This window comes from Aquitalea pelogenes (assembly GCF_001515305.1).
Classification (GTDB): Bacteria; Pseudomonadota; Gammaproteobacteria; order Burkholderiales; family Chromobacteriaceae; genus Aquitalea; species Aquitalea pelogenes.
Genome location: NZ_LNQV01000020.1, coordinates 33859 through 56255, shown reverse-complemented (window position 1 = coordinate 56255; position 22397 = coordinate 33859). Strand labels below are relative to the sequence as shown.

Genomic DNA, 22397 nt, shown 5'->3' with positions numbered 1-22397 from the left:
ATGCTCTTATCATTGAACAGGAGAACCACCATGCCCCAGTTGCTTACGCGCTTGTATCTTGCTGCCTTGTGCTGCCTGCCGCTGCTGGCACTGGCCGCCGGCCCGGACTGCAAGCGCAGCTACACCCTGGCCCTGCATGAACATGGCCTGCTGTATAACGCCGGCACGCGCAGCGGGATTGATAAAGACGTGGCGGACGAGCTGATCCGCCGCAGCGGCTGCAAGGTGGAAGTCAGCCTGCTGCCGCGCTCGCGCATCTGGAAATTGCTGGAAGTGGGCAGCCTGGATTTCAGCCTGTCAGGCATCACCAATGAACAGCGCGAACGCTACGCGGCGTTTGCCTGGTATTTTGCCGACAAATACAGCCTGATCGTACGCAAGGACAGCGGCGTGCAGACGCTGGCGGATTTCGCCGCCCGCAATGACCTGAAGCTGGGTGGCATCCTGAGCTTCCGCTACAGCAACACCATCAATCAGCTGGTGGACAAACTGGACCAGCAAGGACGGCTGATCGGCAGTTACGACTATGAAACCTTGTATCAGAACCTGCGCCAGGACCGCACCCAGGCCATCATCATCGAGCCGTTTGATTATTCCGACCTGGAAAAATACCAGGTGGCCAAACTGGTCCGCATGGTGGAAACCAATGACCAGCCCACACCCCACGGCCTGATCATGTCGAAAAAAACCATCTCGCCTGAACAACAGGAGCGCTGGCGTGACCTGATCAACGACATGCGCCGCGATGGCACGCTGCTGAAAATATTCAGCAAGTACTTCAACCGCGAAGAAGCCCAGCAGATGACCAGCTTCTAGCCGCCCGGCCTGTCCGCTTGCGGCTGGCGGCGTGCATCAAACACCAGCTTCATCAGCAGCACCGCCATGCTCAGCAGCAAGGTCAGGCCATTGGCCAGCACCACCGGCCGCGAGTGAATCAGCAGGCCGTAACTCAGCCACAAGGCCACGCCGCTGCACATCAGCAGATACATGCCCAGCGAGATATCCCCAGCCGATTTCTTGCGCCATACCAGCCACACCTGCGGCAAGAAAGACAGGGTTGTCAGGCAACCGGCCAACAGGCCCAGCCATTCCACCAGTGCGGCGTTCATCGGCCTTACTCCGTCAGCCATTGGGCAGGCTGCAGCACATCCAGCCGGTCGGTGCAGACGCTATCCACACCCCAGGCCATGATTTCGCACGCCCGCGCCACATCGTTCACTGTGTAGCACAGCAACTGGTAACCGGCGGCCTTGATGGCGGCGGCCAGCTGCGGTGTCAGCGTGGCATGGTCGCAATGCAAGGCAATGCAGCCCAGCAACTGCAAGGTGGCCTGCCAATCCGCCGGAATATCCTCCACCAGCCAGGCGCGTGGCAAATCCGGCTCGGCCAGCTGTGCGGCGCGCAGAGCGTCCACACTGAACGATGACAATAGCGGCGGCACGGCCGCACCGGCCCACAGTCGTGCAGCTTCTTGCGCCACCAGACGGCCGGTTTCATCATCGCGTCCCGGACAGGGTTTGATTTCCACGTTCAGCAGCACGCCCTGTGCCCGGCAATAGGCCGCCACATTGGCAAAGCCGGGCAGCGCCTCGCCGGCAAACTGCGCACCCTTCCAGCCACCGGCATCCAGCTGCGAGAGCTGCGCCATGCTCAGCTCTGCGGCCAGACCATGGCCATTCGTGGTGCGATCCACCGTATCGTCGTGCAACAGAAAGCACACATTGTCAGCAGACAGCTTCACATCACACTCGGCGGCACGGTAGCCATATGCCACGCCGGCACGGAAACCGGCCAGCGTGTTTTCCGGAGCCATGACGCCGCCGCCACGATGGGCGACCAGCCGGGGATAGGGCCAGGGTGAGGTGTGCTGCTGCGACATGTGGTTCTCCATCCGGAAGGGTGTGCAGGAACAAGACAGATCATGCCTATCGTAACGCCAGGCAGGCGCTCTGCCAGTGCTGATTTGCGGCTATTTCGTCAACGGCGGCCAAAGCAGGCCGCATTGTCCATTACACCGGCAAAAGGCTGCAATTATCTGGCCTGTATGTGACCCGGACATGACAAAACCGACCTGCATGCGACAGGCCGGGCCGGAACCATCCACAATCACTGATAACGCAAAGTACCGGTCTTGCCCCAGAACACCCGGTAGGCAAAGGCGGTATAGCCGATGATGCAGGGCAGCACCAGCAGCGCGCCCCACAGCATGATCCACAAGGCTTCAGGGTCGCTGGCGGCCTGCCAGATATCCATGCGGCCCGGTATCACCTGCGGGAACACGCTATAAGCCAGCCCCCAGAAAGCCAGCAGCACCATGCCCACGGTGGTGGCAAACGGCAGCCAGCAATAGCTGTCGTTGCCGGCTGCCTGACGCCGGGCCAGCCGTGGCAGGGCCAGCCATTGCACCACGAACAGCGCCAGCGTCCCCAGCGGCAAGGGCAGCAGCAAGAACAGCTGCGGCAGGGCAAACCATTTGCCGGCGATGGCCGGATTGGCCAGCGGCGTCACGATAGACACCAGCAGCACGGCCAGGCCCGCGCCCGGCACACTGCGCCGCGCCCAGCCAAGTGCCTGCCTTTGCAAGGCACCTTCCGTCTTCATGATCAGCCAGCAGGCACCCAGCAAGGCATAGGCCGCAGTCAGCCCCGCTCCCACCAGCAAGGCAAACAGCCAGGGCAATGCACCATCGGCAAAACCGGTCAGATAGCGGCCAAGCATCACGCCTTGCGCCAGCGAAGCCAGCAAGGAACCGAAGGCAAAGATGGCATTCCACCATGGGCGGTGCGGGTCACGCGCCTTGACGCGAAAATCGAAGGCCACCCCGCGCAGGATCAGCCCCACCAGCATCAGCAGTACCGGAATGTACAAGGCACCAAACACCACCCCGTGCGCCATGGGGAAGGCCACCAGCAACAGGCCCGCGCCCAGTACCAGCCAGGTTTCGTTGGCATCCCAGAACGGGCCGATGCTGGCCACCATGCGGTCCTTGCCGGCATCGTCCGCCAGTGGCAACAACAGGCCCACGCCCAGATCAAAGCCATCCAGCACCACATACACCAGCATGGCCAGCCCCATCAGTCCGGCGAAGATCACCGGCAACCAGTATGCAGCGTTCATGCTTGCACCTCCTTAAGCGCCACGGCAGCATCAGCCTGTCCTGCGGCTTTGCCGGCCAGATGAAACAGCACCGAGATGTAGGCCAGCAGCAGGCCGGCATACAAGGCGAGATAAGTCAGCAGCGAACCGGCCACCATGCTGCCGGTTGCCGCCCCGGCCGCCTGTGCGGTAGTGAGTACACCCGTCACCAGCCAGGGCTGGCGGCCGATTTCCGTCACATACCAGCCAGCCAGCGTGGCTACCCAGCCGGCAAAGGTCATGCCCACCAGCAAGTACAGCAGGCGACGGTCCAGTCCGGCAGCATCCCGGCGACGCAACTGCCAGGCAGTGAGCCAGGACGCCAGCAGCATCAGCACCCCTACCCCCACCATCACGCGAAAACTCCAGAACACCTTGGCCACCGGCGGATGCTGGGCAAATTCGTTCAGGCCGCGGATTTCGCCGTCAGGATCGTGCTTGATGATCAGGCTGGCGAGGCGCGGAATGCCCAGCGCGTAGTCATTGCTTTGGGTATCGGCATTGGGCAGGGCAAACAGCAGCAAGGGCGCGCCACGCTCGGTGTGCCACACCCCTTCGATAGCGGCCAGCTTGGCCGGCTGGTGCGTCATGGTATTCAGGCCATGCGCGTCTCCCGCCAGGATTTGCAGCGGAATCAATAACGCCGCCAGCCAAACACCGGTTTTCAGTGCCACGGCATTGCCCGCGCTGCGGTCGGCCTTCAGCAGACGATAGGCCGACAACCCGGCCACCAGAAAGGCCACGGTCAGGCCGGAGGCCAACAACATGTGTGTCAGCCGGTAAGGCATGGACGGATTGAAAATCACCTCCAGCCAGCTGGTGACATGCGCGCGGCCATCCTTCATCACGAAACCCGCCGGAGTTTGCATCCAGGAATTCAGCGCGATGATCCAGAACGCCGACAGGCTGTTGCCAAAGGCCACCAGTAGCGTAGCCAGTGTATGTACCCGTTCCGACACCCGGCTGCGGCCAAACAGCATGATGCCGAGAAACCCCGCCTCCAGGAAAAACGCAGTGAGGATTTCATAGGCCAGCAAAGGGCCGGCGATATTGCCCACCGTTTGCATATAGCCCGGCCAGTTGGTGCCGAACTGGAAGCTCATGGTGACGCCGCTCACCACGCCCAGGGCAAAGGACAGTGCAAAAATCTTCACCCAGAACCCGTAGGCATCCATCCACGCCTGCCGGCCGGTGCGCAGGTAACGCAGCTTGAAGAACAACAGCACCCAGGCCAGCGCGATATTGATGCTGGGAAACAGGATATGAAAGCTGATATTGGCGGCAAACTGGGCACGTGCCAGTGCCAGGGCATCCAGTTCCATGACGGCTACTCCCTATCGGTATCGCGCCCGGTCAGCTTGCTCAGCGACTGGGTGAATTGCAGTACTTTCTGCACCTGCGAGCCCAGCTTCATCAGCCGCTGCAGGGTTTCCACATCCATGTGCTGGATGTCGGAGAACCAGGTGGTGACCAGCTCGATCAACTGGTACATCTCGCTCATGCGCTGTTGTGCATGACGCTCGGCATCGCTGGCCGGTTTCTCCATCATCGCCCCGCGCAGCATGGTGAGGGTGGGTTCCACCTCGCGCTTTTTGCGCTCATCGGCCAGGGTCTTGAAGATGGCCCAGACATCGTCCGGGGTGGAAAAGTATTCGCGCCGGTCGCCGGGATAATGCTGCAGCTTCACCAGCCGCCACGACTCCAGTTCCTTCAGCCCCATGCTGACATTGGAACGGGAGAAACTCAGGCTTTCGGCAATTTCATCGGCATTGAGCGGCTTTTCGGAAACAAACAGCAGGGCATAGATCTGACCGACGGTGCGATTGATGCCCCAGCGGCTGCCCATTTCACCGAAATGCGCCACAAAGGACTGGACAAGAGGGGTGGTATTCATGACTTCCTCAATTTTCAGGAATTTCTGAAAGTTTGATAAAGATCATACTTTCATCATTTAGTTCCGGTCAATGCACAGATTGCTTGATCAAACAGCTTGCCAATCAGTACAGGCCATGGATGCAACATGCGCTTGCAGCCCGCCACAGTCGCGATGCTGGCCTGACACCCAGAGCCCGCTACGGTAGAATTCGCGTTTTGCGTCAGCGCCCCGCCTCGGTGGGGCGTTGTCATCTGCACCCGATATCAAAAGAGCACCACGCGCATGAGCACGCCCCAGCACACCCCGATGATGCAGCAGTACTTCGCCCTGAAAAGCCAGCATGCCGACAAGCTGCTGTTCTACCGCATGGGCGACTTTTACGAGCTGTTCTACGAGGATGCGGAAAAGGCGGCGCGCCTGCTGGACATCACCCTCACCACCCGCGGTGCCAGCGGCGGCAACCCGATCAAGATGGCAGGTGTGCCCTATCACGCTGCCGAAGGCTATCTGGCACGGCTGGTGAAAATGGGTGAGTCGGTGGCCATTGCCGAGCAGATTGGCGACCCGGCATTGGCCAAAGGCCCGGTGGAACGCAAGGTGGTGCGCATCGTCACCCCCGGCACCCTCACCGATGCCGCGCTGCTGGACGACAAGCGCGACAACCTGGTGCTGGCGGTCAACATGATCAAGGGCACGCTGGGCCTGGCCTGGCTGTCCATGGCCAGTGGCGAATTCAAAATCATGCAAACCAGCGTGGAAGAGTTCGCCAGCGAAATGGAACGGCTGAAACCCGCAGAACTGGTCCTGCCGGACGACAGCGGGCTGAATATCTTCGAACAAGTCAGCTGCCCGCGCAAAAAGCTGCCACCCTGGCAGTTTGACCACGACTCCGCCCAGCTGGCACTGACCCGCCACTTTGGCACGCATGATCTGGCAGGCTTTGGTGCCGACACCCTGCCGGTGGCGGTAGGTGCCGCCGGCGCGCTGCTGGAATACGTCAAATCCACCCAGAGCGTAAACCCGGCCCACATCGCCCAGCTGGCGGTGGAAGACGCGGGCGAGCTGATCCGCATGGATGCCGCCACCCGGCGCAATCTGGAACTGACCGAAACCATACGCGGTGAACCCTCGCCCACACTGGCATCCATGCTGGACACCTGCGCCACCAGCATGGGCAGCCGCCTGCTGCGCCACTGGCTGCACCACCCCATCCGCCAGCATGGCAAGCTGCAACGACGACTGGAATCGGTACGCGCGCTGCTGCCGGTGCATCAGGATATCCACGCCCAGCTGCGCGAAGTGGCCGACATCGAACGCATTACCGCCCGCATCGCACTGCGCAGCGCCCGTCCACGCGACCTGGCCGCCCTGCGCGACTCGCTCAAGGCTCTGACCGGTGCCAAGCAGCTGGCCGCCAGCCTGGACGCCCCGCTGCTGGGTGAACTGTCGCGCGTGCTGCCGGACGAGTCTCCGGTCGAACAACTGCTGAGCGCGGCCATCCTGCCAGAACCGGCCACTTTCCTGCGTGATGGCGGGGTGATCAATCACGGCCTGAATGCCGACCTGGACGAGCTGCGCGCCATCCAGACCGATTGCGGTGATTTCCTGCTGGCACTGGAAGCACGCGAGAAAGAGCGCACCGGCATCACCACCCTCAAGGTGGAATTCAATCGCGTGCACGGCTTCTATATCGAAGTTTCCCGCGCTCAGGGCGACAAGGTGCCGGACGACTATCGCCGTCGCCAGACCCTGAAAAATGCCGAGCGTTACATCACGCCGGAACTGAAGGAATTCGAAGACAAGGCACTGTCGGCGCAAGACCGTTCGCTGGCCCTGGAAAAGCAGTTGTACGAACAGCTGCTGGACCAGCTCGCGCCCTATATTCCCGATCTCAAGCTGATCGCCCAGGCCGTGGCCGGGCTGGACGTGCTGGCTGCTTTTGCCGAACGCGCCAGCAGCAATAATTATGTCGAACCGGAATTCGTCAGCGACACCCGGCTGGAAATCATCGAAGGCCGTCACCCGGTGGTGGAAGCCGAGGTGGAGCGCTTCATCGCCAACGACACCCGCCTGAGTGACAGCCGCAAGCTGTTGCTGATCACCGGCCCCAATATGGGCGGTAAATCCACCTATATGCGGCAGAATGCGCTGATCACCCTGCTGGCCCATATTGGCAGCTTCGTACCGGCCAACCGCGCCGTCATCGGGCAGATCGACCGTATTTTTACCCGTATCGGTGCCTCGGACGACCTGGCGGGCGGCCGCTCCACCTTCATGGTGGAAATGACCGAAACGGCGAATATCTTAAACAACGCCACCGCCCAGTCACTGGTGCTGATGGACGAAGTGGGCCGTGGCACTTCCACCTTCGACGGCCTGGCGCTGGCCTGGGCCATTGCCAAGGCCCTGATCGAAAAAAGCCGTGCCTACACCCTGTTTGCCACCCACTATTTCGAGCTGACCACCCTCGCCGAGCAATACCCGTCCGTGGCCAATGTTCACCTGTCTGCCGTCGAGCACAAGGACCGCATCGTGTTCATGCACCATGTGGACGAAGGCCCGGCCAGCCAGAGTTACGGCCTGGCGGTGGCCCAGCTGGCCGGGGTGCCTCCCAAGGTGATTCGCGAGGCAAGACGCTATCTAGCCGAGCTGGAAAACCAGTCTGCCGCCCGCGTTCAACCCGACCTGTTTTCCGCTCCGCCTGCGACGGCAAGCAGCGTGGAAACCGCCCCTGATCCGGCACTGGAAATGCTGGAAGAAATCGACCCTGACGAACTGACACCACGCCAGGCACTTGAATTTCTCTATAAAGTGAAAAAAGCGCTGAAATGATTCAGCAAAATTTCTGCCGTCTTCTATGATGAAAAAATCATGACAACCAGAGAACAGGAGCATTAATCATGTCGTCGCAGAGCACTGCCAGTAATCCGGGATTGATTCGTCTGTTTGGTCACGCCGGAGAAGATGGCAGCATTTCCCTTCAAGCCATTCGCGATAGAGCATCCAAGCAGTTGACACGTTTTGCCACGCTGGCAGAAGAAGAACTGGCTGCCCGCCAGATCAGCATGCCCCCGGCCATCAGCCTGGTCAGCTGTCCTGGTTGCAGTCTCACACTGGAAAACAATCACCCACAGGCCGACGACATCCTCACCTGGCTTGCCGGCAATGCCAAAGTTTCCAGCCTGTTCAAAGAAGTGGAAGTCCTGTTTGAAATTATCCGCGCCACTGAGTACGCAGGTGAAACCTTCCCCGAATCATCCTGCTTCCATATCGGCCTGACCAGTGCGGGTCCGATTGCTTATTTTGAAGATCACGTGTGCAGTCAACAGTAATCCGCCAGGCCTGCCGCCTGACCGACAGGGAGACTCAGGTCTCCCTGTTTGCTTTTGGGCCTGATGTAAAAGCTGATCAATAGCCTGGGGCCAGCCACCTGCAAAAGTGAAATTTCCTAGGAAATCATCAGACTCCCGTGTGCTCAAGTACTTCTACCATCAAGGTACGCACTTTTACTGGAGCCACCCCATGCCCCTCACCGAAACCATACGCCCGGCCATCGTGTCACAGCGCCCACCTTTGGCACCCCAAGAGCCTGGGCTGGCAGAAAACCTGTTATTGCAAGCCAAAACCCTGCTGGGCAGGTTTGGCCAGCAAGCCCAGCAGGAAATGAAAGCCCGCAGCATCCACATCCCGCCAGCCATTTGCCTGATCAGCAACGCGGAAGGCACGCTGGAATTGCACAGCCAGCATCCGCAAGCCAGGGCCATACGCGTGTGGCTGTCTAACAGCCATGACTTGCGGCTGCAATTTCATGAAACACGCGCATTGTTTGAATTGCTCAATGCCTGCTCCCCCTCCAAAGGCTATGTACCAGGCATGTCCTTTTGCATCGGCCTCACCTCGGCCGGCCCACTTGCCTATTTTTCGCACTGAAACCAGGTGCCGCCGCTGTCATCACAAAAAAGGGGAAGCTACAGCTTCCCCTTGCTGCATTGATGCTCACACCTACGGCTGGCGAAAACGCATTTCCACCGGATACGGGAAAAAGTCCTCGATCACGCCATCGTTGATGCGCTGCTGACACTGCTGCCAGAACCGTGGATCTAGCAGGTCTCGGTGATACTTGAGGAAAGTCTTGCGAATCTGCGGGTCACCCAGCAAAAAGGTGGCAAATTCTTCCGGAAAAACATCATGACGGCCAACCGGGTACCACACCTCGCCGGAGAGTTCCATTTCCGGATTGGGCGCAGGCGGTATGCGGCGGAAATGGCAGTCCGTCATGTATTCGATTTCATCGTAATCATAAAAAATCACCCGACCGTAGCGGGTCACACCAAAATTCTTGAACAACATGTCGCCCGGAAAGATATTGGCTGATGCCAACTCGCGGATAGCCATGCCGTAGTCGCGAATCACCCTCTCCTTTTCCGTCTCGTCGCATTGCATCAGGTATATGTTCAGCGGCTTCATGCGCCGCTCGATATACAGATGGCGAATGACAATGCTGTCGCCGCTTTCTTCTATCATTGATGCCGCCTGACTGCGCAGCTCATCCAGCAATTCCGCGGTAAAGCGGCTGCGTGGAAAGGCCACATTGGAAAACTCCAGCGTATCGGCCATGCGCCCTACCCGGTCATGCCGCTTTACCAGCCGGTATTTGCGCTTGACCGTATCGCGGTCCATTTCTTTGGGCCCGCCAAAGACATCCTTGATCAGTTTGAACACATAGGGATAGGACGGCAGGGTAAACACCAGCATCACCAGGCCACGAATACCGGGGGCAATGACAAACTGATCATTCGAATGCTGCAGGTGCTGCACGAAATCGCGATAGAAGGTGTTCTTGCCCTGCTTTTGCAGGCCCAGCATGGTGTAAAGCTCGGCCTTGGTCTTGCTGGGCAGCATGCTGCGCAAAAACTGCACATAGGCCGACGGCACTTCCATGTCCACCAGGAAATAAGCCCGGCTGAAGGAAAACAGCACACCAATGCGCCATGGCTCCAGCAACACGGTGTCCAGATACAGCTTGCCGTTTTCATCGCGCAGTACCGGTACGGCAAACGGATAGCTCACGCCACCATTGATCACCTTGCCCAAAATATAAGCCGCCTTGTTGCGATAGAAGGCCGAGGACAATACCTGGATTTGCAGATTGGCTTCCGGGCTTGGCCATTGGCCTGAAAAATACTGCGCTATCGCGCCCAGCACGCAGGCCAGGTCCCGGCTCAAGCAGGCAAAAGGCAGCGCCCAGGCAAAATCTCGCACGATCTGGCGCATCACCTGGCGCAAACCACTGGCCGCCGGATAGTAACTACGATAGCAAGGGGGATCAGACTCGATATATTCGGTGGAAATGACCGGACGGATAAAGATGAAATCGTTGTTGAAGTAATCCCGGTGCAGCATGCGGGTGAATACCGAGTTGAAAAAGGTCTCGGCCAGCTCCGGCTGCTTGTGCTGGGTCAGCAGGCCGATGAAGTACAGCTTGGCCTGCTGCCAGATTTCATCATCCAGCAAATCGGCATGAAATTCGTGATGCAGCCGGCCAACCGTTTCTTCCACCCGCTCGTCGTAAAACTGGATGCGGTCGCGGATGGCCTGCTGCACGCCTTGCCAGTCCGCACGCTCGAACAGGGATTTGGCCTGCTTGCTGCAGGCGCGAAACAAGCGGTAATGCTTGTTGAACCCGGCGACAAGCGCCTGGGCGATATCGCGGGCAACCGGGTTGTAGTACTCGGGAATATGCATGATGGGGCCTCATCGCTGTCGCGCATCCAGCCTGCCGCCCCAACGACAACAATCAGGACTTGTTTTTGCGGGCAAAACGGAAAGATGGTTGCGCTCGGGACTGACCGCCCCCCACCCCCGCCTTCCCCTGGGGCAAGGGCGTCGGCTTGCCCAGACGCTCAGCATGGGACAGTGCCGGCAAATCTTCAAGACTCACCTCGATGCTGCGCAACTCGCCCGGCTGCATGTCACCCAGCTGCCACGGGCCAATGGCTGCGCGCACCAGTCGCAAGGTAGGCAGTCCCACCTTGGCCGTCATGCGGCGCACCTGACGGTTCTTGCCTTCGCTGATGATGATTTCCAGCCAGCAATCCGGTACGGTCTTGCGAAAACGCACAGGCGGCTTGCGCTCCCACAAGGTTGGCGGGTCGATCTGGCGCACCTGGGCCGGTCGGGTGACAAAGTCGCCCAGATCAACCCCGGCGCGCAGCGCAGCCAATTGTTCTTCGCTGGCACGGCCTTCCACTTGCACCCAGTAGGTTTTGGGCAGTTTCCAGCGCGGGTCGCTGATGCGGTGTTGCAAGGCACCCTCCCCGGTCAGCAACAGCAGGCCTTCGCTGTCGGTATCCAGGCGGCCGGCCGGATAGATGCCCGGTGTGGAAATATGATCCTTCAGCGTCGGATGCAATTCGTGCCGGGAAAACTGGCAAATGACGCCATAAGGTTTATTGAACAGAAAAAGCGCGGGCATTGTGGCTGGACCATGCAGAAAGTGAAGTCATGGCCCGGATGATACCAAGGAGCGCCAGCACTGGTCATGCCACCATTCCGCAACTTGCCGCATTGCCCCAGGCAAAGCACTCACTGAGACAAAGGAGGACAGCAAAAACCGGAACATGGAACTATGCTGTGGACTGCAACTCACAGCACCGGTGCGTAAAATTCACATTCGAACACGCGTTTGGCCAGTCGCAAGGGCAAAGTTCGGATACTTACAAACAGTGCGAACATTTGAGGGGTATAATTCACTTCCGAAAAGACAGCCGCAAGTTGAAGGCCATGCTGCCACGCTAAGGTCATTGCGACCAACGGGCAGCACGGTTGCATCATGCAGTATCTTTCCACGCGCCTAGCGGAACATCCCCCGGTGTGCGAAAGCCGCCTCGCGCAGTCGTTCTGACGTCAAAATAATCATTGGAGATAGAGCAATGCCTTCGGAACAGCCGACCATCATCTACACCCTGACCGACGAAGCACCTGCGCTGGCCACCAGCGCCTTCCTGCCAGTCATCCGTACCTTTACCGGCAGCGCCGGCATCAATATTGAAACTGCCGACATCTCCGTCGCCGCCCGCGTACTGGCCGAATTCCCCGAATACCTGACCGACGAGCAAAAAGTACCGGATACGCTGAGCGAACTGGGCAAGCTGACCCAGGACCCGGACACCAACATCATCAAGCTGCCGAACATCAGTGCTTCGGTTTCGCAGCTGATTGCCTGCATCAAGGAACTGCAATCCAAGGGCTACGCCCTGCCGGACTACCCTGAACTGCCCACCACCGACGCCGATCACGCCTTGAAGGCCCGCTACGCCAAGTGTCTGGGTTCGGCCGTGAACCCGGTGCTGCGTGAAGGCAACTCCGACCGCCGCGCCCCGCTGGCAGTAAAGAATTACGCCAAGAAGCACCCGCACTCCATGGGCGAGTGGAAACAATGGTCGCAAACCCATGTTTCCCACATGCACCATGGCGACTTCTACCACGGCGAAAAGTCCATGACCCTGGACAAGGCCCGTGACGTGAAAATGGAACTGACCACCAAGAGCGGCCAGACCATCGTGCTCAAGCCCAAGCTTGCCCTGCAGGCCGGTGAAATCATCGACTCCATGTTCATGAGCAAGAAGGCACTGTGCGAATTCTACGAGCGCGAAATGGAAGACTGCCGTGAATCCGGCATCCTGTTCTCGCTGCACGTGAAAGCCACCATGATGAAGGTGTCCCACCCCATCGTGTTCGGTCACTGCGTCAAGATTTACTACAAGGACGCCTTCGAGAAACACGGCAAGCTGTTCGAAGAGCTGGGCGTGAACGTGAACAACGGCATGGCCAATCTGTACGAAAAGATCGAGACCCTGCCGGCCACCAAGCGCGAAGAAATCATCCGCGACCTGCACGCCTGCCAGGAACACCGTCCGCGTCTGGCCATGGTGGACTCCGCCAAGGGCATCACCAACTTCCACTCGCCCAACGACGTGATTGTCGATGCCTCCATGCCGGCCATGATCCGTGGCGGTGGCAAGATGTGGGGTGCCGATGGCAAGCCGGCCGACTGCAAGGCCGTGATGCCGGAATCCACCTTTGCCCGTATCTATCAGGAGATGATCAACTTCTGCAAATGGCACGGCAACTTCGACCCGCGCACCATGGGTACCGTGCCCAACGTGGGCCTGATGGCGCAAAAGGCAGAAGAATACGGTTCGCACGACAAGACCTTTGAAATCGCTGAAGACGGCGTGGCCAACATCGTTGACCTGGCCACCGGCGAAGTCCTGCTGAGCCAGAACGTGGAAGCCGGTGACATCTGGCGTATGTGCCAAGTGAAGGACGCACCGATCCGCGACTGGGTGAAGCTGGCCGTGACCCGCGCCCGCAACTCCGGCATGCCGGCAGTGTTCTGGCTGGACCCGTACCGTCCGCACGAAAAGGAACTGATCAAGAAGGTAGAAACCTACCTGAAGGATTACGACACCAGCGGTCTGGAAATCCACATTATGTCGCAAGTCCGCGCCATGCGTTTCACCCTGGAACGCGTTGCCCGCGGTCTGGACACCATCTCGGTCACCGGCAACATCCTGCGCGACTACCTGACCGACCTGTTCCCCATCATGGAACTGGGCACCTCGGCCAAGATGCTGTCCATCGTACCGCTGATGGCTGGCGGCGGCATGTACGAAACCGGTGCCGGTGGTTCGGCTCCGAAACACGTCCAGCAGCTGCTGGAAGAAAACCACCTGCGCTGGGATTCGCTGGGTGAGTTCCTCGCCCTGGCCGTTTCGCTGGAAGAACTGGGCATCAAGACCGGCAACAACAAGGCCAAGATTCTGGCCAAGACGCTGGATGCCGCCACCGGCAAGCTGCTGGACAACGACAAGTCCCCGTCGCGCCGCACTGGCGAGCTGGACAACCGTGGCAGCCAGTACTACCTGGCCAGCTACTGGGCCGAGGCGCTGGCCAACCAGACCGAAGACCTGGAGCTGCAAGCCCAGTTCGCCCCGCTGGCCAAGCAACTGGCCGAACAGGAAGCGCAAATCATTGCCGAACTGAAGGCCGTGCAAGGCAAACCGGCAGATATCGGCGGCTACTACCTGCCCGATGCTGCCAAGTGCCAGGCCGTGATGTGCCCGAGCAGCACCTTCAATGCCGCACTGAAGAGCGTTCACGCCTAAGTCCTCTTACCGGCTTTCACGGTAGGTAGCACCACACCAGCGCCAGGATTCCTCCTGGCGCTTTTTTATTGTCATGCCGCCATGCGTCAACCATCGGCCAATAAATTTGTCTGATCTTTCTCTGCAACAGCCGCGCCAAGGTCTAGGCTGAGTGAGTGGAAAACACTGCTGAACCCGGCAGTCCCTACCCTGTGACAAGGAGAGAACAACAATGAGTGCGTCCCATATCAAGGTTCCGGCTGAAGGACAGAAAATCTTTCCGGGACAGGCCATTCCGGACAACCCCATCATTCCCTTCATTGAAGGGGATGGCATCGGGATCGACATCACCCCGGTGATGATCAAGGTCATCGACGCTGCCGTGGCAAAGGCCTATGCCGGGCGCAGGAAAATCCACTGGATGGAAGTGTATGCGGGGGAAAAATCCACCCGGCTATATGGCCCGGACGAATGGCTGCCCAAGGAAACCTTCGATGCGCTGAAAGAATACTCGGTATCCATCAAGGGACCGATGACCACGCCGGTCGGCGGCGGCATCCGCTCTCTCAATGTCGCCCTGCGCCAGGAACTGGATTTATACCAGTGCGTGCGCCCGGTACAGTATTTCCAGGGCGTGCCATCCCCGCTCAAGCACCCGGAACTGGTCAATATGGTGATCTTCCGCGAGAACACCGAAGATATTTATGCCGGGATTGAATGGCAGGCCGGTTCGGATGCAGTAAAAAAGGTAATCGCCTTTTTGCAAAACGAAATGGGCGTGAAGAAAATCCGCTTCCCGGACAGCTCTGGTATCGGCATCAAGCCCATCTCGGTGGAAGGAACCGAGCGACTGGTGCGCGCAGCGCTCAACTACACCATCGCCAACGACCGCAAGAGCCTCACCATTGTCCACAAGGGCAATATCATGAAGTTCACCGAAGGTAACTTCCGTGATACGGCCTATGCGCTGGCTCGCAAGGAATTCGGGGCCGAGCCGATTGATGGTGGCCCGTGGTGCAAATTCAACAACCCCAATACCGGCCGGGAAATCATCGTCAAGGACGCCATTGCCGATGCCTTCCTGCAACAAATCCTGCTGCGCCCGGCCGAATACGATGTGATTGCCACCACCAACCTCAACGGCGACTACATCTCGGATGCCCTGGCTGCCCAGGTTGGCGGCATTGGTATTGCACCGGGAGCCAATATTTCCGACCACTACGCCTGCTTTGAAGCCACCCACGGGACGGCACCCAAATATGCCGGCCTGGACAAGGTCAACCCCGGCTCGCTGATTCTGTCCGCGGAAATGATGCTGCGCCATCTGGGCTGGGTGGAAGCGGCGGATCTGGTGATCCGGTCCATGGAAGCAGCCATTGCCGACAAGCAGGTCACCTACGACTTTGCCCGCCTGATGGACGGCGCTACCGAAGTTTCCTGCTCGGAATTCGGCGATGCCATGATTGCCCGCATGTAACCCCTCTCCACATCATCCCCCGGCAAGGCCCGCTGCAGCGGGCCTTGTGCGTTTCAGCCGGCCACCAGCGCCCGCGCTGCATCCAGCACCTGTGCCTTGGCTGCATCCACCCGCTTGCCGGCACGCCAGGCCATCATCACTTCCCAGTGCCAGGCCGGCAGTTCTGGCACACACAGGCGGACCAGCGTGCCATCCTGCAAATCAGCCTTGATCGACAACTCCGGCATGAAGGACACAAAACCATGACGCAGCACCAGCTCGCGCGCGGCTGATGCCGGTTGCACCGCATGTATCGGGCTGGGCAGCTGCCGCAGCATGCGAATCTGCTGGATCAGGCTCTCACACTCATCCCCCCAGAACTGGGGCGCAATACGGTGCCGGGCAATATCAGCCAGTGCCAGCACCCTGCCAGCAGCTGCCAGGGGATGACTGGAAGCCACCACCGGAACAATCGGTGAGCGCCACAGCAGCTCCATCTGGATACCTGCCATGGCCGGGCATTTCAGTACAAACCCCACCTCAACCTGGCCAGTGAGCAAATCCTGCATGATTTGCTGGGAGTGATCGGTATTGCAGCGGATTTCCATTGGTGCGTCCGCCAGTTTCATCAGCAAGGGACCAAACACCGGAGAGGTCAGCGATGGCAGACAAGACAGGCGGATACGCCGTACCGCCGGCGTGCCCTGCATGGCATCCAGACCTTGCCGGTAAACCGTCAGCGACTGACGGGCAGACTCCAGAAAAGCCTCGCAGGCATTGGTGGCCACGGCGCCACGCCGATGACGGGTAAACAGGGTGACACCCCAGTGCTGCTCCAGCAAACCGATGCGCTGGCTGACCTGCGGCTGGGACCAGCCCCGCTTGGCCGCCGCCTGGCTGAAGCTGCCCAGTTCGGCCACATCCAGTAGAAGCTCCAGATCAGACAAGGCAACAGACATAATCAAAACCGATATGAAATATGAGGAGAAATAGACTTACATAATAGCAGGATGCCTCCCTAGAATGCTGTTCGAATGAGGAGAAGACATGGCATCCGTACAGCGTGCCCGCAAGCTTGGCAAGGCTTTCATCCTGCTGGACAACCTGCTGGTGATATTCGGTTTTTTCATGGTGTTTCCGCTGATCAGCCTGCACTTCGTCGATCAGCTGGGCTGGAGTGCCAGCACGGTCGGGCTGGCACTGGCACTACGCCAGTTCATGCAGCAGGGTCTTGGCTTGTTTGGCGGCTCGCTGGCCGATCGCTTTGGCGCCAAGCCGCTGATCGTCTCCGGCATGTTGCTGCGCGCAGCGGGTTTTGCCTGCATGGCCATCGCACATGCCCCCTGGTTGCTTTATCTGTCCTGCCTGCTCTCCGGCCTGGGCGGCACCCTGTTCGACCCACCCCGCACCGCACTGGTGGCCAAGCTGGTACTGGCCCGCCACCGCCCGCATTTCTACGCCCTGCTGATGATGCAGGACAGTGCAGGTGCAGTTGCTGCCGCCTTGCTGGGCAGCTGGCTGCTTCAGTTTGACTTCCGCTGGGTTGGTCTGGCGGGCACCGCCATTTTTGTTCTGGCGGCCTTGGTCAATGCCTTGCTGCTCCCGCCCTACCGGGTTGCCACCGGTACCGCATCGCCCTGGCAATCCATGCGCGTGGTTCTGCAAGACCGCAGCTATATGCGCTTTGTACTGACCTTGAGCGGCTATTACATGCTTGCGGTGCAGGTCATGCTGCTGGTTCCCGTCACCATCAAGCAACTCACCGGCAGCTACCAGGCCGTCGGCTGGATGTACACGCTGGAAACCTGTCTGTCACTCAGCCTGCTCTACCCGTTGGCACGCTGGGGCGAACGTCACCTGCGCCGCGAGCAGCGCATGCTGATCGGACTTGGCCTGATGAGCCTGAGCCTGGCCGTCATGAGCAATGTGACGCATCCATTGGCCGCATTCAGCGTGCTGGGGTTGTTCTTTGTCGGCTCCATCATCATGGAACCGGCGCGGGAGACCCATGTTGCCAGCCTGGCGCGTCCACACGCCCGCGCCAGCTACCTGGGTTGCAGCCGGGTGGGACTGGCTGTAGGCGGAGCACTGGGCTATGTCGGCGGCGGCTGGCTGCTGGATGCATCGCACCAGTGGCAGCTGCCCGCCTTGCCCTGGTTGTGTCTGTCACTGGTTGGCAGCATCACCTTGCTTGCCCTCTGGTCTCAGTGGCAACCGGACGCCAGCGGCAGCGCCTGTGCACGCAACAATGCATGAAAAACAAAACCCGCCAACTGGCGGGGTTCTGTTTGAAGCTGTCGGGACGTTGACCGGTCAGATCAGCGTGCCTGGCAATCCTGGCACATCCTCTGCCTGATCAGGCAGCCTGGATGTTCGACGCTTGCTTGCCTTTCGGGCCGCTAACAATGTCAAAGCTTACGCGTTGACCCTCTTTCAGGGTCTTGAAGCCTTGCATGTTGATGGCGGAGAAATGGGCAAACAGGTCTTCACCACCCTCATCCGGGGTAATAAAGCCAAAGCCTTTAGCGTCGTTGAACCACTTAACGGTACCAATTGACATGTTACTTCCTTGATTGACGATGGCTGGTGAGGCCGAACAACTTAAAGCCTGCTGCCCATTGCGGCTTATCCGACAATGCCAAACAGCTAAGCCAAGCACCTGACAGCATTTCTACGCAACCATTGTGATAGCGTCAAGCCCCTGAAGGAATTCGCACGCTCCCCTTGAAAAAAAGCCAGAGGGAACCAAAATTGAAGTAAACCGCGGTTTAACTGAAAGTCGACATGCCAACGCAGTTCAGCGATGACGTCGTCAAAGAGACGTCTCGGGTGAGGACCACCCCTCCTCCGATGTATAAGGTGTTGTTATTGAACGATGATTTCACCCCAATGGAATTTGTGGTGGAAGTGTTGCAACAGTTGTTCCACATGAATCGGGAAAAAGCGACCCAAGTCATGTTACAAGTCCATACGCAAGGTCACGGCGTGTGTGGCGTTTATACCAAAGACGTGGCTGCCACCAAGGTTGAACAGGTGTTGCAATTTGCCAAAGCACACCAGCATCCGCTTCAGTGCGTTATGGAGGAAAACTGATGATTGCCCAGGAGCTTGAAGTAAGCCTGCATATGGCGTTCATGGACGCCAGGCGCAAGCGCCACGAGTTCATCAGCGTGGAGCACTTGCTGCTTGCCATGATCGACAACCCCTCCGCCGCCGATGTCTTGAGGGCCTGCGGGGCCAATCTCGACCAGCTGAAAAAGCAGCTGGGCGATTTCATTGACGAACACACACCTACCGTTCCGGGGGAAACCGAGGTGGAAACCCAGCCCACACTGGGGTTCCAGCGCGTTATCCAGCGCGCCATCCTGCACGTTCAGTCTTCCGGCAAAAAGGAAGTCACCGGTGCCAACATTCTGGTGGCCATCTTCGGCGAAAAAGACTCACATGCAGTGTACTACCTGCATCAGCAAGGCATTTCCCGCCTGGATGTGGTCAATTTCATTTCGCATGGCATCACCAAACAACGCTCCCCGCAGCATCCGCCGGAATCGCGTGAACAGCACAATGAATCCGATGGCGAGGAGCAAAGCAACGGCCCGGGCGGCGCACTGGAAAACTATACGCTGAACCTGAACCAGCAAGCCCGCGACGGCAAGATCGACCCTTTGATCGGCCGTGAGCACGAGCTGGAACGCACCGTCCAAATCCTCTGCCGCCGCCGCAAGAACAACCCCTTGCTGGTGGGTGAGGCTGGCGTGGGCAAAACGGCCATCGCAGAAGGTCTGGCCCGGCGCATCGTCAACAATGAAGTGCCCGACGTGCTGTCCAAGGCTACTGTCTACGCGCTGGACATGGGCGCTCTGCTGGCCGGCACCAAGTATCGCGGTGACTTCGAACAGCGCCTGAAGGCAGTCATCAAGCAGCTGACCGAAGATGAGCACGCCATCTTGTTCATTGACGAAATTCACACGCTGATTGGTGCCGGTGCGGCCTCTGGCGGCACGCTGGATGCCTCCAACCTGCTCAAGCCGGCCCTGTCCAACGGCAGCCTGCGTTGCATTGGAGCCACCACCTACAACGAATATCGCGGCATTTTCGAGAAGGATAACGCGCTGTCGCGGCGCTTCCAGAAGATTGACGTGGCTGAACCCACCGTGGAGCAGACCATCGAAATCCTGAAGGGCCTGAAATCGCGCTTCGAGGCACATCATGGTGTGAAATACACCCAGTCGGCCCTGTCTACCGCTGCGGAATTGTCTGCCCGCTACATCAATGACCGTCACCTGCCGGACAAGGCCATCGACGTGATTGACGAAGCAGGTGCCGCACAGAAGATTCTGCCCAAGTCCAAGCAGAAGAAGGTGATCAACAAGGCAGAGATCGAAGAGATCGTCGCCAAGATTGCCCGCATTCCGCCCAAGACCGTCTCCAGCGACGACAAGAACGTGCTGAAGAACCTGGAGCGCGACCTCAAGAACGTGGTATTTGGTCAGGACAAGGCTATTGAAAGCCTGGCCACCGCCATCAAGATGACGCGCTCGGGCCTGGGCAATCCGCACAAGCCGATCGGCTCTTTCCTGTTCTCCGGCCCTACCGGTGTGGGCAAGACCGAAGTAGCCAAGCAACTGGCTTATGTGCTGGGCGTGGAGCTGATCCGCTTCGACATGTCGGAATACATGGAACGCCATGCAGTAAGCCGGCTGATTGGTGCCCCTCCGGGCTATGTCGGCTTCGAACAGGGCGGCCAGATGACCGAGGCCATCAACAAACATCCTTACGCGGTGTTGCTGCTGGACGAAATCGAGAAGGCACATCCGGACATCTACAACGTACTGTTGCAGGTGATGGATCACGGCACCCTGACCGACAACAACGGGCGCAAGGCCGATTTCCGTAATGTGGTGATCATCATGACCACCAATGCCGGGGCCGAAGCCATGTCCAAGCCGACACTGGGCTTTACCCAGTCCAAGGAAACCGGGGATGAGATGGCGGACATCAAACGCCTGTTCAGCCCGGAATTCCGCAACCGGCTAGATGCCACCATTTCCTTCAAGATGCTGGATGAGCAGATCATCATGCAGGTGGTGGACAAGTTCCTGATGCAGCTTGAGCATCAGTTGGGCGACAAGAAGGTGGAAATCCACTTCACCGATGCCTTGCGCGCCTTCCTGGCCAAACGCGGCTTCGACCCGCTGATGGGTGCGCGTCCGATGGCACGGCTGATTCAGGACACCATCCGCAAGGCACTGGCAGACGAACTGCTGTTTGGCCGACTAGCCCACGGCGGGGAAGTTACGGTGGATATCAATGACCAGGATGTGGTCGAGCTGCAATTCGACACCGAAGCACTGGCAGCAGAGCCCGCCTGAGCCTGATAGCCATATCGCCTCACAAAGACGCCCGCACTTGCGGGCGTTTTTTTGTACCGGACAAGGACATCATCATTCAGCCACGTGGATGATGCTGGGCATGCAGCTGCTTGAGTCGCTCGCGGGCAACGTGGGTGTAGATTTGTGTGGTGGATATATCCGAATGCCCCAGTAGCAACTGTACAACGCGCAAGTCAGCACCATGGTTCACCAGATGGGTGGCAAAGGCATGTCGCAGCATGTGCGGCCCAACGGGTGGCAAACCCTGCGCACTGGCATAGCTGGCAATCAGATGCCAGGCCATCTGCCGGCTCATCCCGGCCTTGCGCTGGGTGACAAATACGGCATCGCACTGCGCTCCACCCAACAACAGCACACGGGCTTCCCTGAAGTAGCGCTCCAGCCAGTCAAGGGCAATCTCTCCCAAGGGCACCATGCGCTCCTTGTTACCCTTGCCACGGGTGATGATCAAACCCGTCACCATGTCCAGTTGCTGCAGCGTCAGCCCCACCAGCTCGGACACGCGCAAGCCGGTTGCATACAGCACTTCAAACATGGCCCGATCGCGCAGTCCCAGCGGCGTTTCCACATCCGGTGCCTGCAACAATAGCTCAACCTGTCCTTCTGACAGCGTTTTGGGCAGCCGTTGCCCCAGCCTGGGGTTATCCAGATGCAAGCTGGGGTCGTCATTGCGCTGTTTTGTCCCTAGCAGATACTGGTAATAGCGCCGCAGACAGGACAGCTGCCTGGCTCGCGTGGCAGGTTTCTCGTGCTCGATACTTGCCAACAAGGCCTGCTGCAGCTCGACATGGCTGGCCGATTCCAGCGCGCCGTCCTCGCTTTGCAGCTGTTTTTGCATTTTGGCCAGATCACGGCGATAAGCCGCCAGGGTATTGGCAGACAAGCCATCCGTCAGCCACAGATGATCCAGAAACCGGTCTATGCTTTCCGTACTCATGATGTCGTTCCTGGCCGAAGACATAAAAAAAGCGCAAGGTGTGAACCTTGCGCTTTCATCATACCTGACGGTATCAGGATCAGCCTTGCTTGCGAGCCGGCAGTTTTTCCTTGATACGTGCGGACTTGCCGGTACGACCACGCAGGTAGTACAGCTTGGCGCGACGTACGTCACCACGGCGCTTCACTTCAACGGAAGCCACCAGCGGGGAGTAGGTCTGGAAAGTACGCTCAACACCTTCACCGGCGGACATCTTGCGCACGATGAAAGAGCTGTTCAGGCCACGGTTACGCTTGGCGATAACAACGCCTTCGTAAGCCTGCAGACGTTCGCGGTTACCTTCCTTTACCTTGACATTCACCACAACGGTATCGCCAGGAGCGAATTCCGGGATGGTTTTGCCCAGGCGGGCGATTTCTTCTTGCTCGAGTTTCTGGATCAGATCCATGTG

At 59.0% G+C, this 22397-nt stretch carries 20 protein-coding genes; 9 read left to right on the top strand and 11 right to left on the bottom strand.

Annotated features, from left to right (window positions below):
* The first annotated feature begins 30 nt into the window (after positions 1–30).
* Entirely contained in the window at positions 31–816 is a 786-nt protein-coding gene (locus tag AWT75_RS10525; RefSeq protein WP_062789111.1) for a substrate-binding periplasmic protein, read from the top strand.
* Here AWT75_RS10525 and AWT75_RS10520 read toward each other — a convergent pair.
* The 5 genes from AWT75_RS10520 to AWT75_RS10500 all read right to left on the bottom strand — a co-directional run bounded on the left by AWT75_RS10520 (position 813) and on the right by AWT75_RS10500 (position 5029).
* Positions 813–1109: a SemiSWEET family sugar transporter gene (locus tag AWT75_RS10520; protein WP_045846582.1), complete on the bottom strand. Its 297-nt coding sequence runs from the start codon at positions 1107–1109 to the stop codon at positions 813–815. The two genes, AWT75_RS10525 and AWT75_RS10520, sit on opposite strands and share 4 nt — an antisense overlap.
* A 5-nt stretch (positions 1110–1114) precedes the next feature.
* A complete protein-coding gene (ugpQ, locus tag AWT75_RS10515) occupies positions 1115–1879 on the bottom strand; it encodes a glycerophosphodiester phosphodiesterase (protein WP_204376926.1) in 765 nt (254 codons plus the stop codon).
* A 227-nt stretch (positions 1880–2106) separates the two neighbouring features.
* Positions 2107–3117: a cytochrome d ubiquinol oxidase subunit II gene (locus tag AWT75_RS10510; protein WP_062789109.1), complete on the bottom strand. Its 1011-nt coding sequence runs from the start codon at positions 3115–3117 to the stop codon at positions 2107–2109.
* Complete coding sequence (locus tag AWT75_RS10505; RefSeq protein ID WP_062789108.1) at positions 3114–4457, bottom strand: cytochrome ubiquinol oxidase subunit I; 1344 nt, start codon at positions 4455–4457, stop codon at positions 3114–3116. Before AWT75_RS10505 ends, AWT75_RS10510 begins: the two co-directional genes overlap by 4 nt.
* A 5-nt stretch (positions 4458–4462) precedes the next feature.
* A complete protein-coding gene (locus AWT75_RS10500; protein ID WP_062789107.1) occupies positions 4463–5029 on the bottom strand; it encodes a GbsR/MarR family transcriptional regulator in 567 nt (188 codons plus the stop codon).
* 264 nt (positions 5030–5293) lie between these two features.
* On the opposite strand from AWT75_RS10500, the gene mutS reads away from it, so the two are divergent.
* The 3 genes from mutS (at position 5294) to AWT75_RS10485 (ending at position 8941) form a co-directional block, all read left to right on the top strand.
* Positions 5294–7843, top strand: a complete 2550-nt coding sequence (gene mutS, locus AWT75_RS10495) for a DNA mismatch repair protein MutS (RefSeq protein WP_062789106.1) — start codon at positions 5294–5296, stop codon at positions 7841–7843.
* A gap of 68 nt (positions 7844–7911) precedes the next feature.
* A complete protein-coding gene (locus AWT75_RS10490) occupies positions 7912–8343 on the top strand; it encodes a hypothetical protein (RefSeq protein ID WP_045846588.1) in 432 nt (143 codons plus the stop codon).
* A gap of 190 nt (positions 8344–8533) precedes the next feature.
* Entirely contained in the window at positions 8534–8941 is a 408-nt protein-coding gene (locus AWT75_RS10485; protein WP_052693981.1) for a hypothetical protein, read from the top strand.
* 72 nt (positions 8942–9013) lie between these two features.
* Here the strand turns inward: AWT75_RS10485 and aceK are convergent, their stop codons facing one another.
* Complete coding sequence (gene aceK, locus AWT75_RS10480; protein WP_062789105.1) at positions 9014–10756, bottom strand: bifunctional isocitrate dehydrogenase kinase/phosphatase; 1743 nt, start codon at positions 10754–10756, stop codon at positions 9014–9016.
* A 52-nt stretch (positions 10757–10808) separates the two neighbouring features.
* Positions 10809–11486, bottom strand: coding sequence for a pseudouridine synthase (locus AWT75_RS10475; RefSeq protein ID WP_062789104.1), 678 nt, complete (start codon positions 11484–11486; stop codon positions 10809–10811).
* Positions 11487–11943: 457 nt separating this feature from the next.
* On the opposite strand from AWT75_RS10475, the gene AWT75_RS10470 reads away from it, so the two are divergent.
* Together AWT75_RS10470 and icd are read left to right on the top strand one after the other, a co-directional pair.
* Positions 11944–14181 (top strand): NADP-dependent isocitrate dehydrogenase, encoded by a 2238-nt coding sequence (locus AWT75_RS10470; RefSeq protein WP_045846591.1) that lies wholly within the window; start codon positions 11944–11946, stop codon positions 14179–14181.
* A gap of 211 nt (positions 14182–14392) precedes the next feature.
* Positions 14393–15637, top strand: a complete 1245-nt coding sequence (icd, locus tag AWT75_RS10465) for an NADP-dependent isocitrate dehydrogenase (protein ID WP_062789103.1) — start codon at positions 14393–14395, stop codon at positions 15635–15637.
* A 53-nt stretch (positions 15638–15690) separates the two neighbouring features.
* Here icd and AWT75_RS10460 read toward each other — a convergent pair whose 3' ends face one another.
* Entirely contained in the window at positions 15691–16575 is an 885-nt protein-coding gene (locus AWT75_RS10460; protein WP_062789102.1) for a LysR family transcriptional regulator, read from the bottom strand.
* A gap of 88 nt (positions 16576–16663) precedes the next feature.
* Here AWT75_RS10460 and mdtH point away from each other — a divergent pair, with 88 nt between their 5' ends.
* Positions 16664–17872, top strand: coding sequence for a multidrug efflux MFS transporter MdtH (gene mdtH / locus AWT75_RS10455; protein ID WP_045846594.1), 1209 nt, complete (start codon positions 16664–16666; stop codon positions 17870–17872).
* Between the two features lie 100 nt (positions 17873–17972).
* Here mdtH and AWT75_RS10450 read toward each other — a convergent pair whose 3' ends face one another.
* A complete protein-coding gene (locus AWT75_RS10450; protein ID WP_045846595.1) occupies positions 17973–18176 on the bottom strand; it encodes a cold-shock protein in 204 nt (67 codons plus the stop codon).
* Positions 18177–18400: 224 nt separating this feature from the next.
* Here AWT75_RS10450 and clpS point away from each other — a divergent pair, with 224 nt between their 5' ends.
* Both clpS and clpA read left to right on the top strand, forming a co-directional pair.
* On the top strand, positions 18401–18709 hold the full coding sequence (clpS, locus tag AWT75_RS10445; protein ID WP_045846596.1) for an ATP-dependent Clp protease adapter ClpS: 309 nt from the start codon (positions 18401–18403) through the stop codon (positions 18707–18709).
* Entirely contained in the window at positions 18709–20988 is a 2280-nt protein-coding gene (clpA, locus tag AWT75_RS10440) for an ATP-dependent Clp protease ATP-binding subunit ClpA (RefSeq protein WP_045846597.1), read from the top strand. Before clpS ends, clpA begins: the two co-directional genes overlap by 1 nt.
* 76 nt (positions 20989–21064) lie before the next feature.
* Here the strand turns inward: clpA and xerD are convergent, their stop codons facing one another.
* The gene (xerD, locus tag AWT75_RS10435; protein ID WP_153013293.1) at positions 21065–21946 is read right to left on the bottom strand and encodes a site-specific tyrosine recombinase XerD; all 882 of its coding nucleotides are present in this window, start codon (positions 21944–21946) and stop codon (positions 21065–21067) included.
* Between the two features lie 79 nt (positions 21947–22025).
* A complete protein-coding gene (gene rplS / locus AWT75_RS10430; protein WP_045846598.1) occupies positions 22026–22394 on the bottom strand; it encodes a 50S ribosomal protein L19 in 369 nt (122 codons plus the stop codon).
* Between the last annotated feature and the right edge of the window lie 3 nt (positions 22395–22397).

What these genes read in the sequence shown, in the direction of transcription:
- aceK (WP_062789105.1), bottom strand. Translation starts at nt 10,756, where the DNA reads ATGCATATTCCCGAGTACTACAACCCGGTTGCCCGCGATATCGCCCAG.
- AWT75_RS10475 (WP_062789104.1), bottom strand. Translation starts at nt 11,486, where the DNA reads ATGCCCGCGCTTTTTCTGTTCAATAAACCTTATGGCGTCATTTGCCAG.
- AWT75_RS10520 (WP_045846582.1), bottom strand. Translation starts at nt 1,109, where the DNA reads ATGAACGCCGCACTGGTGGAATGGCTGGGCCTGTTGGCCGGTTGCCTG.
- AWT75_RS10450 (WP_045846595.1), bottom strand. Translation starts at nt 18,176, where the DNA reads ATGTCAATTGGTACCGTTAAGTGGTTCAACGACGCTAAAGGCTTTGGC.
- rplS (WP_045846598.1), bottom strand. Translation starts at nt 22,394, where the DNA reads ATGGATCTGATCCAGAAACTCGAGCAAGAAGAAATCGCCCGCCTGGGC.
- icd (WP_062789103.1), top strand. Translation starts at nt 14,393, where the DNA reads ATGAGTGCGTCCCATATCAAGGTTCCGGCTGAAGGACAGAAAATCTTT.
- ugpQ (WP_204376926.1), bottom strand. Translation starts at nt 1,879, where the DNA reads ATGTCGCAGCAGCACACCTCACCCTGGCCCTATCCCCGGCTGGTCGCC.
- xerD (WP_153013293.1), bottom strand. Translation starts at nt 21,946, where the DNA reads ATGAGTACGGAAAGCATAGACCGGTTTCTGGATCATCTGTGGCTGACG.
- AWT75_RS10505 (WP_062789108.1), bottom strand. Translation starts at nt 4,457, where the DNA reads ATGGAACTGGATGCCCTGGCACTGGCACGTGCCCAGTTTGCCGCCAAT.
- clpA (WP_045846597.1), top strand. Translation starts at nt 18,709, where the DNA reads ATGATTGCCCAGGAGCTTGAAGTAAGCCTGCATATGGCGTTCATGGAC.
- mdtH (WP_045846594.1), top strand. Translation starts at nt 16,664, where the DNA reads ATGGCATCCGTACAGCGTGCCCGCAAGCTTGGCAAGGCTTTCATCCTG.
- AWT75_RS10485 (WP_052693981.1), top strand. Translation starts at nt 8,534, where the DNA reads ATGCCCCTCACCGAAACCATACGCCCGGCCATCGTGTCACAGCGCCCA.
- AWT75_RS10500 (WP_062789107.1), bottom strand. Translation starts at nt 5,029, where the DNA reads ATGAATACCACCCCTCTTGTCCAGTCCTTTGTGGCGCATTTCGGTGAA.
- clpS (WP_045846596.1), top strand. Translation starts at nt 18,401, where the DNA reads ATGCCAACGCAGTTCAGCGATGACGTCGTCAAAGAGACGTCTCGGGTG.
- AWT75_RS10460 (WP_062789102.1), bottom strand. Translation starts at nt 16,575, where the DNA reads ATGTCTGTTGCCTTGTCTGATCTGGAGCTTCTACTGGATGTGGCCGAA.
- AWT75_RS10510 (WP_062789109.1), bottom strand. Translation starts at nt 3,117, where the DNA reads ATGAACGCTGCATACTGGTTGCCGGTGATCTTCGCCGGACTGATGGGG.
- AWT75_RS10525 (WP_062789111.1), top strand. Translation starts at nt 31, where the DNA reads ATGCCCCAGTTGCTTACGCGCTTGTATCTTGCTGCCTTGTGCTGCCTG.
- AWT75_RS10490 (WP_045846588.1), top strand. Translation starts at nt 7,912, where the DNA reads ATGTCGTCGCAGAGCACTGCCAGTAATCCGGGATTGATTCGTCTGTTT.
- AWT75_RS10470 (WP_045846591.1), top strand. Translation starts at nt 11,944, where the DNA reads ATGCCTTCGGAACAGCCGACCATCATCTACACCCTGACCGACGAAGCA.
- mutS (WP_062789106.1), top strand. Translation starts at nt 5,294, where the DNA reads ATGAGCACGCCCCAGCACACCCCGATGATGCAGCAGTACTTCGCCCTG.